A 14,292-nucleotide genomic window follows, 5' to 3' on the forward strand; every position below is an offset into this window, starting at 1 on the left:
AAATAGACTGACAGCTGTTAATGAAAAACCTGTCACCATAATAAGTCTCAGCCAGAACATCGCGTCTCCCTCCTTTACATTTAGTCTCTAGGATGGAAGCGATGTTTTGCCGTAATAAGATGATTGGTAAAAAACAGCCAGTATAAATTTCTTCCTGAAATGCCGCCCTGCCAGCAAGGCGATGGAAAAGACAGCAGTTAAAAGAGAAGATTCAGTTTCTGCCAGATTGTGTTCTATGAAAAAAGGGAACTTCTGATCCTCTTTTTCATCAGCAGAGGATGGTTTTACATGCTCCTCAAGATCAAAAGCAGGAGCAGCATTGTGATGTTGATGCACGTGCGGAACTGTACCTGACAGGAGCAGGGCAATGAGAAAAAGAAAGAGATACTGTCTCATGACACTCCTCCTTTTTTATAATAGAACTATCATAACGCACATTTCCAATTAAGCATAGAGAAAATTTTATTGTTTTTCCCCTGCAAATTGACAAAAAGTGATATAATATTCCTTTGTCATGTTAGATGAACTGACATGAAAACGAAATATTCATTATTTTCAGGAGGTTTTATATGGATTTTATTAATGCCATCATATCGGGCGGAAATACAATTCTATGGTCTTACTTATTGATTTATTTGCTTGTAGGACTTGGATTATATTTCACTGTTCGCTCAAAATTTGTGCAATTTCGGTATTTTGGAGAAATGTTCAGGCTTTTAAAAGAACCTGGAATGACATCAAAGGAAGGGAAAAGAGGCATTTCGTCCCTGCAGGCATTCTTTATCAGCGCAGCTTCGCGTGTCGGCACAGGAAACCTGGCAGGTGTTGCGATTGCGATTGCAGTCGGCGGACCGGGAGCCATTTTCTGGATGTGGCTTATTGCTTTAATAGGAATGGCAACTAGCTTTGTAGAAAGCACACTTGCACAAGTATACAAAGTAAAAGACGGAGATCAGTTCCGCGGCGGACCAGCCTACTATATGGAAAGAGCTCTTAATGCAAAATGGATGGGTATTCTGTTTGCTGTATTGATCACTTTATGTTTCGGATTAATTTTCAATGCGGTTCAGGCCAATACGATCGCTCTTGCATTTGACAGTGCGTTTAACGTGAACAAAACGGTTATGGGAATCATCCTGGCTGTCTTTACAGGAATCATCATTTTCGGCGGGCTTAAGCGCATCGCTGCAGCTACTCAAATTATTGTTCCTGTGATGGCTTTAATCTACATAGGTGTCGCACTTGTTGTTGTAATCTCAAATATCACTGAGGTTCCATCTGTAATCGCCGTGATTTTCTCAAATGCATTTGGTTTTGAGCAGGCAGTCGGCGGAGGAATTGGAGCAGCTATTGAAAACGGAATTAAACGAGGCTTGTTTTCAAATGAAGCAGGTATGGGGAGTGCGCCGAATGCAGCTGCAACGGCAAGCGTAACTCATCCGGCAAAACAGGGCTTTATCCAGACACTTGGTGTTTTCTTTGACACCATCATTATCTGCAGTACAACTGCATTCCTCATTCTATTATTTGATACGACTCCTGACTCCGCATTAGACGGTATTCAGATTACCCAGGCTGCATTGCAATCGCATATCGGAGATTGGGCAGGGACATTCCTTGCAGTTGCAATCCTCCTGTTCGCATTCAGTTCGGTTATCGGGAATTACTACTACGGGGAAACGAATATTGAATTTTTAAACGGCAATAAATCAGTGCTGTTCATCTACCGATTAGCCGTCATCGGCATGGTGATATTCGGCTCTGTTTCAGGTTTCCAGCTGATATGGGACATGGCTGATCTATTCATGGGTCTGATGGCTGTTACGAATCTGATTGCGATTCTGCTCTTATCAAAGCTTGCATTTGCTGTTTTGAAAGATTATGGACGCCAGCGTAAAGAAGGAAAGAATCCAGTATTCAGAGCAAGCGCCATTAAAGGGCTTAAAAACACGGAATGCTGGGGAGACAATGAGATAGAAGAATCTAAATAATTTTAAAACACCGATTATAAAAATCGGTGTTTTATTTTTTAATAAGTCTATCTTTTAGAAAGCATCAAATTACGGTCAACAGTGAGACGATATGTTTCAGTTTCAAAGCCTCTGGAAATATTTAAATCAAGGACATCAATCGAGAGAGAAACATCTGTATATGCTGATCCTCTTAAATCATCCTCTAACGGTACTACTAATTCCTCTGTCTCATTGGAAGAAATCTTTAAAATCTCTTTTGATTCTTTTCTGACGCCATTTTCATAAAAAACAAGATTGAGTTTATAAGCTATTTGATCTTTTTCCGCTATCCGAAACCGCAGTTCCTGATCCCTGATTTGAAGCAGTTCAGGAGTCTTGAGGTAGCGGGAATCTTCGATTTTCAAACCGCTTGCTTCTTCCAAGTAGCGAAACATCTTTTTATTATTAAGCACATTTGGAATGCGTTCATTTTCGTGCTGTGTTCTTAAATAAAAAGGTTCATTGCTTTCCTTGACCTCTTGTACATCCGTTTTTTCAGAAGATCCATATAAGAGAACATAATCATCAGCAATAATTTCTTGAGGGTACCATTTGTGATCACCTTCTGTATAACGCCAAAAAGCATCCTAGCGAACGGGAGAATCAGAAATGCCTCTGATTTTACTCCACTCAGAAAAAGGCAGATGGTGAGAAAACACATAATGATAAGCAAAATGATGACCATACTCATGGGAAAGAGTATCCCTGAATGAAGAAACTTCGGTATATTTATCACCTTGATACAATGTAATACTGTCTGTTAATGCATGAAAGCTGCCTTTAGTTGAAGATTTTCCTAATGAACCGCCTCTGATCCGCACCTCTTGAAGCAAGGCAAGCTCATCTCCGTGCTTATTTTGAATCAGCTCTTTGTATAACTCCTGGAGCTTCTTTTCATCCCACGCTTCTGTATAGCTTAGAAACATAATTCCTTCAGGAGATTGATAGCTTGCCTGATAGTCTGAATCATAGATCAAAGGGTCGAGGCTCAGCAGAAGCGGAAAAGAGAGTAGAAGAATTAGAACCATTTTCATAACCTATTCACTTCCTCAAAACTCATTCTATCACGCATGAAGGTGCTGTTTGGCTGCATGATTTTCCCAATAAATGTTTGTAAAGGAAGGCATGCTAATTCTCCTAAACTTATTCATAGGAATGATACAATCCTGATATATCCTCTTCACATTCCATATACAATGATCTATTAAACTAAAGGTGTTGGAAAAAAAAAGAATGGGAGACGATGAAATGAATAAAAAGTGGGCAGCGGGAGCGGGTATAGCACTCGCATTGTTAATTAGTCCAATCACACAGCCATCTCTTGCCGAAGCAGCGGAAACAAAGATTGATAATGTAGCGCATCGGGGAGCTTCAGGGTATGCACCGGAGAACACGATTGCAGCCTTCGACAAAGCGGTCGAAATGAAAGCTGATTACATTGAGATTGATGTTCAAAGAAGCAATGACGGTGAATTAGTTGTGATACATGATACGACTGTAGACCGCACCACAGATGGCAGCGGTCCCGTTCAAAGTTTAACGTACAGTGAATTAAGAAATCTTGATGCCGGAAGCTGGAAAGGCACAGAATTTGCAGGTGAAAAGATCCCGTCATTTGATGAAATCCTTGATCGGTATCATGGAAAAGTAGGAATATTGATCGAGCTTAAAGCACCAGAGCTATATCCAGGAATTGAAGAGAACGTTGCTCTTGAGCTGAAAGAGAGAAATTTAGATAAGCCTCAAAATGAAAAAACAATTATCCAATCCTTTCATTTTGAATCGATGAAGAAAATGAATAATCTTCTTCCAAAAGTACCGATCGGAGTCCTGACATCATCCCGATTACATACAACACAGCAAGCATTAAAAGAATTCAGTACTTACGCAGACTATTTCAACCCAAGCTATACAATCGTCACAAAAGAGCTTGTCAATCAAGTACATGAAGAAGGAATGAAAATTCAGTCATGGACAGTCCGCAGCCAAGAAACGGCTGATTTTCTTTTAGAGATGCAAGTGGATGGAATTATTACGGATTATCCGGATTATGTGGATCCGAAATAAGAAAAAAAGATCGATCCTTTTTAATGAGGGTCGATCCTTTTTTTGAAATAGAAAAACCAAATTTAATTTAATTAAACCATGTTCTAAAAAATCATTTATAAAATCACCGCTCAGACGCAATCAGCAAAGTAATTATGATTTGTAATGCTTTATCGTCAACAGAAAGAAGACTCCAAACATTTCTTATTTTGCAAGAATAAAAGGAGACATAACAAGAGCATTAGAAGTTTCAGTACAAATATTCTTAATATTGACAATATTTAGAGCCTGTCCTAATATTGGAACTAAAGTTTTACATAGTGAAACTGAAAAGGGGGTTTTGATCTTCAGCGAGGTGATTAAAACAGTAGAAAAATCCTTCGGAATTTTAGAAGTGATTGCACAGAAGCCGATGACATTTATTGAATTAGTAGAGAAGCTTGACAGCAATAAAGCAACTGTGCACCGATTTTTATCTTCGCTTGAGCAGCTGGGATATATCACAAAAAACAACCAAGAAAAATTTATCTTATCTCAGAAATGGTTTCAACTGACATTTCAAGCACAAGATCAGCTTGATATTGTTGAAACGGCAAGGCCTTTCTTAGAAAGCATAGCCAACAAGGTTCAGGAAAGCGTTCTATTAGCTCAGTATCTTGGAGATCAGGTGCTTTATGTAGAAAAGGTTGAAACAAATCTGGCAGCCCGAATTGTTCTTGACGTAGGAAAACAAGCGCCTCTCCATTGTGTAGCTTCAGGAAAATTATACCTGGCTCATTTATCTCCGCAGCTTCTTGAGCGGTATTTATCAAAAAACCCGTTAAAGTCTTTTACAGAAAACACGATAACTGAAAAAGAATCCTTGCTTCCTGAATTAAAAAAGATTTGTGAAAGGGGATATGCAACAGATCAAGAAGAATGGGAGAAGGGTTTAAAAGGGATATCCTTTCCGATATTTAACGGAAGAAAAGAACTGGCTGGTGCGCTGTGCATTGCCGGTCTGGCTTTTCGTTTTACAGATGAACAGATTGAGGATATTATCAAACCTGCATTGTGCGCCACTCAAGAGATTTCAAAGAGATTGGGTTATGTGAGCAAAGGAGGAATTCTAATCTGATGAAAAAGATTCTGTTTATTTTTGTAAGCGCTATCTTTCTTTTAACTGCAGCTGGTTGCAGCAGTGTAATTACCTCTAATGAGAAGAAAACCTATAATTTAAAAATGTCAGTAACTGTTAATGACTCATCCACCTGGTACCTGGCAGCTGAAAAATTTGCTGAAGAAGTGGAAGAAAAGACAGATGGCCGCATTAAAACAAAAATATATGCAAACGAACAGCTATCTGCAGGTGATTCAGCAAAAGGGGTAGAGATGCTTTTAAAAGGCTCAACAGATTTCAGTTATCATTCTCCGATTATTTATTCCGTCTTTGAAAAGCGATTAGGTGTAGTGAGCGCTCCTTTTCTTTTTAAAGATTTAAATGAAGTGGATGAAAAAATGAATGGAGAAGGTGGGGGGGCGTTAAATGAGATTCTTGTTGAAAACGGGATTGAGCCTTTAGGCTTTGGTCAAAATGGCTTTCGCCAGGTAACAAATGGTGTCAAACCGATTCAAACTCCTGAAGACATAGAAAATATGAAAATACGAATTCCAGGAATTAAGATGTATTCAGATCTTTGGAGGGGCTTAGGAGCAGATCCTACAACAATGGCTTTTTCAGAAGTATTTTCAGCCTTGCAGCAAGGCACAATTGATGGTCAGGAAAATCCAATTGATGTCATCAGTTCATCAAAGTTGGAAGAGGTTCAACAACATATTACAATGTGGAACTATTCTTATGATCCTCTCATTTTCGGAATGAACAAAGAAAAATTTGACAGCATGCACTCAGATGACCAAAAAATCATAAAAGAAGCAGCGAAACATGCAAATAAATTTCAAATTGAACTTGCAAGAGAAAAAGAGAAAGAGCAAATTGAGGCATTAAAAGCAGCCGGAATGGAATTTGTGTATCCTTCAGAGGAAGAACTAGAAGCCTTCCGAAAAGCATCTGAAAACATTTATGACGCGTATGAAGATGTTTGGGGAAAAGAACTGCTTGATGCATTTAAAAAATAAAAAGGAGATGAATGGTTATGTCAAAAGTGATCAGCTGCATTGAAAATTTTTTTCTTGCCGCAACCATGCTGGCGATGTCTGTCATTACGTTTGCTAATGTAATAACCAGGTACTTTTTTCATTACTCTCTATCCTTTACAGAAGAGATCACAATAAACCTCTTTGTCTTACTCACCTTCCTGGGGGCTGCTGCAGGACTTAGAAAGAATGCTCATCTTGGCTTTTCCTTGCTGTTTGAGAAAGCGAACGTATTAGGCCAAAAAATACTGATCATTTTTGGAACCGCTCTCATTTCGGCTGTTTTCATCCTGTTTGCATACTATGGGTATGAAATGGTCCGTTTTCAAATGGAAAGAAACTTAATCACTCCTTCTCTTGGACTCAAACAATGGATGTTTTCAATTGTTTTTCCTATAGGCTGTCTGTTCTGTCTCTATCGGGCCATTGAGGCAGGTGCAATTGAATGGGCAACTATAACTAAACAATCAGAAAGAGGGATGAAAGCATGAATGCTCTTTTGTTATTCGGTCTCTTCGCATTATTGGTCCTGATTAGAATCCCTATCGCAATTGCACTTGCGGCATCTTCTATTTCAGTTCTCTTATTAAATTGGGGTCCTTCAAGCTTGACCTTGCTTCCTGATGTTTTGTATCCCAGTATAGCCAAGTTTACTCTGCTCGCGATCCCATTTTTCATCCTTGCAGGTGTCATTATGGAGTATGCAGGTATATCTCAGCGGTTAATTCATTTTGCAAATGTATGTGTGGGGCATTATAAAAGCGGCATTATTCTGGTTACTGTCATTACAGCTATCTTTTTTGCCGCTATTTCCGGCTCAGGCCCCGCTACAGTCGCAGCAATTGGAGGAATCCTGATTCCAGCTTTAGTGAAGAATGGCATGAAGAAAGAATCTGCCAGTGCTCTTTTAGCAAGTTCAGGCGCGATCGGCATTGTCATTCCGCCCAGTATAGCAATGATTGTTTTTGCTGTTGTAGCAGGTGATCAATTAAATGTTTCAATCGGAAGATTATTTATTGCAGGTGTTATACCTGGTCTTTTATTAGGAGCAGGTTTTATAGCTGCTGCAATCTATGTGAAAAAACGCGATTTATTGAAACAAAATATCGAAGTAAATGAAGTTGCTGCAGCCCTTGAGGTTAGAGCAAAAGCAACACCTGGAGAAACATTTCAGGCCTTCAAGGATGCGATTTGGGGTCTCCTAATGCCGGTTATTATTCTTGGCGGGATTTATGGCGGGATTTTCACTCCGACTGAAGCAGCAGTAATAGCTGTATTTTACGGATTTTTTGTAGGAATCTTTATTTACAGAGATTTAAAATTATCAAATATTTACCGCATCCTCTATGAATCAGCCGCTCAGACAGCAGTCATCATGTTAATCGTAAGTTCTGCCTCTTTGTTTGCCTACATCATTACAACAGAACAAATAGCTGAGAATATGGCTAATTCCCTTTTATCCATCAGTTCAAATCCTATTGTCATCTTATTGATTTTAAATCTTATTTTGCTTATTGCCGGCGCCTTTATAGATGCTATTTCAGCATTTTACATCTTCGTTCCTATCTTGATTCCAGTCATCATTCATTTCAATATTGATCCCACTGTTTTCGGCATCTTTATGACTGTTAATCTCGCAATAGGATTATTTACACCACCTGTCGGAATAAACCTATATGTTGCCTGCGGTATAGGCAATGTAAAGCTTCATCGTATTTCAAAAGTTATTTTGCCATTTTTAATTGCAGCTGTCATCGTGCTGCTGTTAATTACGTATATCCCTGCTATATCAACATTTTTACCGGATTTATTTGGAATTTGAAAAATCATTTTTATTACTAAATAGGAGGTTATCTTATGGAAAAGCTGAAAGGTCAAGTAGCCATCGTAACAGGAGGTTCAAGAGGAATAGGAGCGGGAATAGCCTATCGTCTTGCAGGAGAAGGAGTTCATATCGTAATTGCAGATGTGCTTGAAGCAAGCGAAATGATTGATAAAGTCACGAATCATTTTCCGGACATACAAGTACGATCCCATCAAGCGGATATCCGTGATATTGCGGCCATTCAAACTCTAGTAGACGAGACTATTCAAGAATTTGGCCGTATAGATATTTTAGTTAATAATGCAGGAACATGCAGCAGGTTCGACTTGGAAGAAATGACAGAAGACATGTGGGATCAGGATTTAAATACAAATCTAAAAGCAACTTTTTTCTTCATGCAAAAAGTCGTTTACCCTCATATGATTTCACGCAATTATGGAAGAATCATAAATATAAGTTCGATTTCAGGGATGAATGGCGGGCATGTTTCAAGCTTTGATGCTGATAGTTTAAAAGGGAGATCAGGTCCAGCCTATGCGGCAAGCAAAGGCGGAGTCATTGCCCTTACGAAATGGGCTGCAAAGGAGCTTGGCTCTACTGGAATTACATGCAATAGTGTAGCACCCGGAGCAGTGGAATCAGCAATCACAAAAGGAATTGCATATAATCTCGACAACCAGGTTGTGAAAAGGATGGGACTTCCTGAAGATATTGCTGAAGCGGTATGCTACTTCAGCCTTCCTGAAGCAGGCTACACGACAGGACAAGTCCTGAGAGTATGCGGCGGCGCTGTCTTTGCGTAGGAAAGAGATAAGAACAGGAGGAATGAAATGCGGAAATCTCATTCAGTTTATGATGCTGAGAGCGGTGTTCTGATAGGAGCGCTCTCAAAAGATGATGATCTGCTGACAGGAATCTTAAGACAGTGTGAACTGCACGGCATAAAGGCAGGCAGTTTTTCGTGTATAGGTTCATTGAAAACAGTAAGCTATATGAAACTCAAGCATGAGAACTGCACACTTTCTTATACAGAACCCATAACTGAAACTAGGCCTGTTGAACTGCTAAATGGAACAGGCTTTATAGGAACCAAAGAAGATGAAAGTTTAGATATCCATTTTCATGGTGTTTTTATAGATGAGACAGGAGCCATATCTGGAGGACACTTTATCGAAGGCGAAAATAAGGTGGCCATTACGATTGAATTTACAGTTTCTGTTGTTTCAAATGCTGTTGTTAAAAGAGAGAAAGATCCAGAAATGGGCTTCCGTATTTTTAATTTTCATGGAAAAGAGGGGCTGCCGGAATGGAAACAATAGCTGGCTATGCGCAAAAGGCCATTGTTCAGTTTGGTCATAAAGTGGCTGTGAAAGATCGTTTTCGTTCCTTCACTTATACCCAATTAGGGGAACGTGCTTACAAACTTGTAAATATTCTGAGTAACATGGGAATGAAGAAAGGTGATCGGTTAGCTGCGTTAATGTCAAACCGCATTGAACATATTGAACTTGATCTGGCGTGTGCATTTGGCGGTTTCATCAAAGTTCCGCTTAATTATCGCCTGCATCCAAAAGAGCATGAGTATATGTTAAAGCAATCAGGGACTAAAATTGTCATTGGAGAAGATAAGCTTCTGGATCAGTTAGAGTCTGGTTCTAGGAAAATCAGTGTCGGGAACCAATATGAGGCACTGCTTGCAGAAACAGAAAAGAGTGTTATTTACGAGCAAATAAATGAAGATGATGTATTTGCCATAATGTACACCTCTGGCACAACAGGAAAGCCTAAAGGCGTTATGCTGACACACCGCAATATTATCTCAAGTGCCTTATCTCTTTCTATGGCTTGTGAGATAACATGGGGAGATGTCATTGGCCATGTTGCCCCATTGACGCATGGCTCTAATTTTCTTTCTCACGCTTCATGGATTTTTGGTTTAACTCAAATTGTCTATGACAAATTTGATCCTGAAGATTTTTTAGAGGATATATACAAGGACAAAGTAAGCATCCTATTTTTAGTTCCTACGATTGTAAATTTATTATTTCAAAGCTCGACATTTGATCCTAAGAAACTTCAGTATGTTAAAACCATTAATATGGCAGGCTCTCCGATCGCTTCAAGCAAACTGAGCGCAGCCTTATCAAAAGCGGGAGACATTTTCGTTGAGACATATGGGCAAGTTGAGGCTCCGATGACCATTACGGTCATGCCGAGAAAAGAGCTTAAAAATCACTTAGAATCGTGTGGATTAACGGGTTCATTTGTGGATATGAAAATTGTTGATGACAATGGGAATAGCGTTGAACAGGGAAAAATCGGTGAAATCATATGCAAGGGATCACTCGTTATGAAAGGCTACTGGGATAATCCAGAAGCCACTTCAGAAACATTGAAGGATGGCTGGCTTTATACAGGTGATTTGGGATGGGCAGATGAAAATGGATTCCTCCACCTTGTTGACAGAAAAAAAGAGGTCATTATTTCAGGAGGGCTGAATATTTATCCCCGTGAAATAGAAGAAGTTTTAAATAAGCATTCTTCAGTAAAAGAAACCTGTGTCATCGGCCTGCCGTGTGAACAATGGGGTGAAAAGATCGCAGCATACGTCGTTCTTAAAGACGGTGAAACAGCAGATGAAGAAGAGCTCATCAATCTGTGCATGCAGCATTTGGCAAGCTTTAAAAAGCCAAAAGTCATTCAGATTTTGGATCAGCTTCCAAAAAGCTCATACGGAAAAATTTTAAAACGAGAAGTAAAACAGCTCTATGGAGGTGTTAATGCGTGAAACAAGCAGCGGTATCAGGGATAGGAATGACCAAGTTCGGAACACATAGAGACCGTTCAGTGAAAGATCTGCTGTTAGAAGCCAGTTTAAGTGCTCTGAAGGAGGCAGAATTTCCACGCATAGACGCAGTATTCGCCGGAAATTTCATGTCGGGTGTTCTTGCTGAACAAGAAATACTGGGTTCTGTCATTGCGCATGAGTTAGGTTTAGGACCAATTCCAACTGCAAAGATGGAAGGTGCATGCGCAAGCGGGGGAATCGCATTCAGGCATGCTTATGAAATGATACGGGCTGGAGTCTATGATACGGTATTAGTCGCTGGAGTCGAAAAAATGAAGCATGCTTCAACTGAAACGGTTATGCAGGCAATAAACGGTGCTATGGACACTGAATCCAATGAGAAAAAAGCGGGTCTTACATTTCCTGGATTCTTTGGTATTTTAGCAAATCGGTATTTTTATGAAACAGAAGCGTCAAAAAAACATTTAGCCATGGTGGCTAAGAAAAACCGGGACTATGCCATTCAGAACCCTAAAGCGCAATATCGTGAAGCGGCAACACTTGAAGAAATGATGAATGCCAGGATGATAACGGATCCTCTTGGACTGTTTGATTGTTCGCCAATAACAGATGGAGCCGCAGCAATTATTTTAACCAGAGGAGAAAAAGGGATCATTGTACGTTCATCATCCCAAGCTTCCGGACCTACTCAAGCGCAGGAAATCGAAGACCTTCTAACCATAACAGCAATAAAAGAATCAGCCAGACAAGCCTATGAACTGGCAGGTCTGGGTCCGGATGATATCGATGTTGCCGAGCTTCATGATTGTTTTACCATGACTGAAATTCTGGCAATTGAGGCGTTGGGATTTGCAAATAAAGGGGAGGGATGGAAAGCGATTGAACAGGGTTTAACAAAACATGGAGGCAATGTACCGGTTAATACCAGCGGAGGATTGCTTTCACGCGGACATCCAATCGGAGCTACCGGAATTGCGCAAATTTATCAGATCGTAAGTCAATTAAGAGGAAACGCATGTAATCAAGTAGCGGGGGCAAAAATCGGACTGGCTCAAAATTTAGGCGGAACAGGCTCTTATTCAACAGTCCATATTTTCGAGAATAGGCGGTGATCAATGTGAACTTTGAAAAGTTTGTATGTGCATCATGCGGTAAATCATCGGTCCGCGAAAGAGTTGTGTGTCCAGCATGCAAGTCTACAGAATTCAATCAGCAACAAACAGAAGGAATTGGCAAGGTTTATTCGTTCACAAAGATTCATATCTCGTCTGAAGAATTTAAACATTTAACACCTTATTATATAGTTGTTGTCGATTTAGCCTCTGGAGATCGGGTTACTGGGAGGATTAAAGAAGACGTAAACATAAATAACAGTGTAATATTGACTTCATTTAAAGATGGAGTTTATACATTTAATTTGTGAATAAAAAAATATGAAATATAAAAGGTTTTAACCTATGACTCACTGTCATTAAGTGGTTCATAGGTTTTTATATATTTTAAAACCTATCTTCTCTATTAGTGTTATGTTCTAAATAATCATTATAAGGGAAAACAAAAAGAGAATATCTTTTGTTTTTTTTTCATTTTACCAGTATTCAAGAAGGTAAGATGCAAAACTGCAGACAAATCAAGTTTTATACCTTTAGCTGCGAAAATCATTTAAGAAAACAAATTTATTTTAAGTTAACCACAATTACAGTGTTGACAATTTTCAGAATATAAGATAAATTCTAGTTAATCGATTAAATAACAGTGAAGGTTGATCAAATTGGATAAGAAAATGAAAGCAACACTAAAAGACGTAGCAAATTTAGCAGGAGTATCTACTGCAACAGTATCAAATGTTACAAATAATACAAAGTTTGTAAGTGATGATGTAAAAAGAAAAGTACTCGATGCAATGGAAACGCTTAATTACCGGCCTAATGCTTTAGCTAAAAGCTTAAGAGTCCAAGAGACAAAATTAATCGGTGTCCTAATATCTGATATTACGAATCCATTTTTTTCAAAAGTAGTAAGAGGGATAGAATATGAAGCTAATAAAAATGGATATAATATCCTCCTATGCAACACTGAATCAAATGCAGTGAAAGAACAGGAGTATTTAGATATCTTAATAGGCAAAAGAATTGATGGATTAATTATTTCATCATCAGGAAATAAAGAAGAATATATTAAACACCTTGAAAGTGCCAATATTCCAATTGTATTTTTAAACCGATCTCCTGAAAGCGCTTTAATGAAAACAGTCATGACAAATAATATAAGAGGGTCTTATCTTGCAGCTGAACACCTAATTAATCATGGATATGAAAAGATCTCAATCATATCAGGTCCTCAAACCTACAGTACTGGCAGAGATCGATTGATTGGATATAAACGGGCTATGGAAGATTATGGTCTGCCTATTGATGAGGAATTAATAAAAATAGGCAATTTTGATATCAAAAGCGGTTATGATTTGATGAAGGAGCTTATTAACAGCGGTGAAAGAACAGATGCCTGTTTTATTGCAAATAATTCTATGACTTTAGGAGCTTATAAATACATTAAAGAAACAAACTTGAAGATAGGACAGGATCTTGCAATTGTCGGCTATGACGAATCGGATTGGGCTGACATAGTTGAACCGCCTTTATCCACTATTAGTCAGCCTGCATATGAACAAGGTACACAGGCAGCTGAGCTTGTAATCGCTAATATTAATGGAAAAGAGCTTACAAACCAAAAGGTCATCTATTTAGAACCCACTATGATCATCAGGGAATCTTGCGGTTGTAAGATTTAATAAATATATTTTTTGCGAAATTAGTTAATCGATTAACTGGTTTGACACGATTTTCGATTAAATCAGTTAATTGTTTACTTATAATTTTTTAAGGAGGATAAAAAATGAAAATTATTGTAGGAGGAGACCATGCAGGTTTTCCATTAAAACAACAAGTTGTAAACGCTATCAAAAATCTCGGGCATGAGGTTGAGGATTTTGGCTGTTTTAGCAGCGATCCGATTGATTTCCCCGATATTACGAAAAAAGTATGTGAGGCAGTTCTAAACGGTGAAGCAGAAAGAGCCATTTTAGTTTGCGGAACAGGTGTAGGTGCATGTATTGCAGCAAATAAAATTCCAGGAATCCGAGCATCTGTTTGTCACGATATTTATTCTTCTCATCAATGCGTTGAGCATGATGATGTAAATGTTATGTGCATTGGTGCTCAAATCATCGGTCCAGTTATTATGTCAGAACTTGTTGAGTCTTTTTTAAACGCAGCATTCAGTACTGAAGAAGAATTTAGAAGAAGAGTTCGGAAGCTGCATTTGATGGAGAATGAATATGCCCAAAAAATTGTAAATCTGAAAACTAAATAGAGGAGGAGTCCAAATGAACAATCCTATGAAAAGGTATAGAATCTATTTATTTGTCTCTCTTTTTATTGCATTGCTTTTAGCCGGGTGCGGTG

The 14,292-nt window shown here is 38.8% G+C and carries 16 protein-coding genes; 13 read left to right on the forward strand and 3 right to left on the reverse strand.

Translation table 11 applies throughout. The features are described from left to right. Positions 1 to 87: 87 nt before the first annotated feature. The gene (locus GJU41_RS07430) at positions 88 to 396 is read right to left on the reverse strand and encodes a hypothetical protein (protein ID WP_070877373.1); all 309 of its coding nucleotides are present in this window, start codon (positions 394 to 396) and stop codon (positions 88 to 90) included. 173 nt (positions 397 to 569) lie between these two features. Here GJU41_RS07430 and GJU41_RS07435 point away from each other — a divergent pair, with 173 nt between their 5' ends. Further along, the gene (locus GJU41_RS07435; protein ID WP_070877374.1) at positions 570 to 1,991 is read left to right on the forward strand and encodes an alanine/glycine:cation symporter family protein; all 1,422 of its coding nucleotides are present in this window, start codon (positions 570 to 572) and stop codon (positions 1,989 to 1,991) included. Between the two features lie 47 nt (positions 1,992 to 2,038). Here GJU41_RS07435 and GJU41_RS07440 read toward each other — a convergent pair whose 3' ends face one another. Both GJU41_RS07440 and GJU41_RS07445 read right to left on the reverse strand, forming a co-directional pair. Next, on the reverse strand, positions 2,039 to 2,395 hold the full coding sequence (locus GJU41_RS07440) for a hypothetical protein (protein WP_154318214.1): 357 nt from the start codon (positions 2,393 to 2,395) through the stop codon (positions 2,039 to 2,041). Between the two features lie 204 nt (positions 2,396 to 2,599). Next, the gene (locus tag GJU41_RS07445) at positions 2,600 to 3,046 is read right to left on the reverse strand and encodes a hypothetical protein (RefSeq protein WP_154318215.1); all 447 of its coding nucleotides are present in this window, start codon (positions 3,044 to 3,046) and stop codon (positions 2,600 to 2,602) included. Between the two features lie 214 nt (positions 3,047 to 3,260). Here GJU41_RS07445 and GJU41_RS07450 point away from each other — a divergent pair, with 214 nt between their 5' ends. The 12 genes from GJU41_RS07450 (at position 3,261) to GJU41_RS07505 (ending at position 14,200) form a co-directional block, all read left to right on the forward strand. Continuing rightward, complete coding sequence (locus tag GJU41_RS07450) at positions 3,261 to 4,079, forward strand: glycerophosphodiester phosphodiesterase (RefSeq protein WP_070877534.1); 819 nt, start codon at positions 3,261 to 3,263, stop codon at positions 4,077 to 4,079. Positions 4,080 to 4,398: 319 nt separating this feature from the next. Continuing rightward, entirely contained in the window at positions 4,399 to 5,175 is a 777-nt protein-coding gene (locus GJU41_RS07455) for an IclR family transcriptional regulator (protein WP_170292735.1), read from the forward strand. After that, positions 5,175 to 6,176 carry a DctP family TRAP transporter solute-binding subunit gene (locus GJU41_RS07460; RefSeq protein ID WP_070877377.1) on the forward strand — a complete coding sequence of 334 codons (1,002 nt, stop codon included), beginning with the start codon at positions 5,175 to 5,177 and terminating at the stop codon, positions 6,174 to 6,176. Before GJU41_RS07455 ends, GJU41_RS07460 begins: the two co-directional genes overlap by 1 nt. Positions 6,177 to 6,193: 17 nt before the next feature. After that, positions 6,194 to 6,685 (forward strand): TRAP transporter small permease, encoded by a 492-nt coding sequence (locus GJU41_RS07465; protein ID WP_070877378.1) that lies wholly within the window; start codon positions 6,194 to 6,196, stop codon positions 6,683 to 6,685. Next, positions 6,682 to 8,016 (forward strand): TRAP transporter large permease, encoded by a 1,335-nt coding sequence (locus GJU41_RS07470; protein WP_154318217.1) that lies wholly within the window; start codon positions 6,682 to 6,684, stop codon positions 8,014 to 8,016. Before GJU41_RS07465 ends, GJU41_RS07470 begins: the two co-directional genes overlap by 4 nt. 35 nt (positions 8,017 to 8,051) lie before the next feature. Beyond that, entirely contained in the window at positions 8,052 to 8,822 is a 771-nt protein-coding gene (locus GJU41_RS07475; protein ID WP_070877380.1) for an SDR family NAD(P)-dependent oxidoreductase, read from the forward strand. 27 nt (positions 8,823 to 8,849) lie between these two features. Continuing rightward, a complete protein-coding gene (locus GJU41_RS07480; RefSeq protein ID WP_154318218.1) occupies positions 8,850 to 9,338 on the forward strand; it encodes a PPC domain-containing DNA-binding protein in 489 nt (162 codons plus the stop codon). Further along, complete coding sequence (locus tag GJU41_RS07485; protein WP_070877382.1) at positions 9,326 to 10,807, forward strand: class I adenylate-forming enzyme family protein; 1,482 nt, start codon at positions 9,326 to 9,328, stop codon at positions 10,805 to 10,807. The genes GJU41_RS07480 and GJU41_RS07485 overlap by 13 nt, the downstream gene beginning before the upstream one ends. Beyond that, on the forward strand, positions 10,804 to 11,940 hold the full coding sequence (locus GJU41_RS07490) for a thiolase domain-containing protein (RefSeq protein ID WP_139149130.1): 1,137 nt from the start codon (positions 10,804 to 10,806) through the stop codon (positions 11,938 to 11,940). The genes GJU41_RS07485 and GJU41_RS07490 overlap by 4 nt, the downstream gene beginning before the upstream one ends. Before the next feature lie 5 nt (positions 11,941 to 11,945). Then, complete coding sequence (locus GJU41_RS25360) at positions 11,946 to 12,251, forward strand: Zn-ribbon domain-containing OB-fold protein (protein ID WP_070877383.1); 306 nt, start codon at positions 11,946 to 11,948, stop codon at positions 12,249 to 12,251. A gap of 348 nt (positions 12,252 to 12,599) precedes the next feature. Next, the gene (locus tag GJU41_RS07500) at positions 12,600 to 13,619 is read left to right on the forward strand and encodes a LacI family DNA-binding transcriptional regulator (RefSeq protein WP_083328258.1); all 1,020 of its coding nucleotides are present in this window, start codon (positions 12,600 to 12,602) and stop codon (positions 13,617 to 13,619) included. 104 nt (positions 13,620 to 13,723) lie between these two features. After that, complete coding sequence (locus GJU41_RS07505; protein ID WP_070877384.1) at positions 13,724 to 14,200, forward strand: RpiB/LacA/LacB family sugar-phosphate isomerase; 477 nt, start codon at positions 13,724 to 13,726, stop codon at positions 14,198 to 14,200. Positions 14,201 to 14,292: the final 92 nt, after the last annotated feature.

The sequence above is a fragment of the Metabacillus idriensis genome (genome assembly GCF_009674765.1).
Lineage (GTDB): Bacteria > Bacillota > Bacilli > Bacillales > Bacillaceae > Bacillus_P > Bacillus_P idriensis.

Coding starts and splice junctions, on each gene's coding strand:
- GJU41_RS07430 (WP_070877373.1), bottom strand. CDS start 396: ATGAGACAGTATCTCTTTCTTTTTCTCATTGCCCTGCTCCTGTCAGGT.
- GJU41_RS07435 (WP_070877374.1), top strand. CDS start 570: ATGGATTTTATTAATGCCATCATATCGGGCGGAAATACAATTCTATGG.
- GJU41_RS07445 (WP_154318215.1), bottom strand. CDS start 3,046: ATGAAAATGGTTCTAATTCTTCTACTCTCTTTTCCGCTTCTGCTGAGC.
- GJU41_RS07450 (WP_070877534.1), top strand. CDS start 3,261: ATGAATAAAAAGTGGGCAGCGGGAGCGGGTATAGCACTCGCATTGTTA.
- GJU41_RS07460 (WP_070877377.1), top strand. CDS start 5,175: ATGAAAAAGATTCTGTTTATTTTTGTAAGCGCTATCTTTCTTTTAACT.
- GJU41_RS07465 (WP_070877378.1), top strand. CDS start 6,194: ATGTCAAAAGTGATCAGCTGCATTGAAAATTTTTTTCTTGCCGCAACC.
- GJU41_RS07470 (WP_154318217.1), top strand. CDS start 6,682: ATGAATGCTCTTTTGTTATTCGGTCTCTTCGCATTATTGGTCCTGATT.
- GJU41_RS07475 (WP_070877380.1), top strand. CDS start 8,052: ATGGAAAAGCTGAAAGGTCAAGTAGCCATCGTAACAGGAGGTTCAAGA.
- GJU41_RS07480 (WP_154318218.1), top strand. CDS start 8,850: ATGCGGAAATCTCATTCAGTTTATGATGCTGAGAGCGGTGTTCTGATA.
- GJU41_RS07485 (WP_070877382.1), top strand. CDS start 9,326: ATGGAAACAATAGCTGGCTATGCGCAAAAGGCCATTGTTCAGTTTGGT.
- GJU41_RS07505 (WP_070877384.1), top strand. CDS start 13,724: ATGAAAATTATTGTAGGAGGAGACCATGCAGGTTTTCCATTAAAACAA.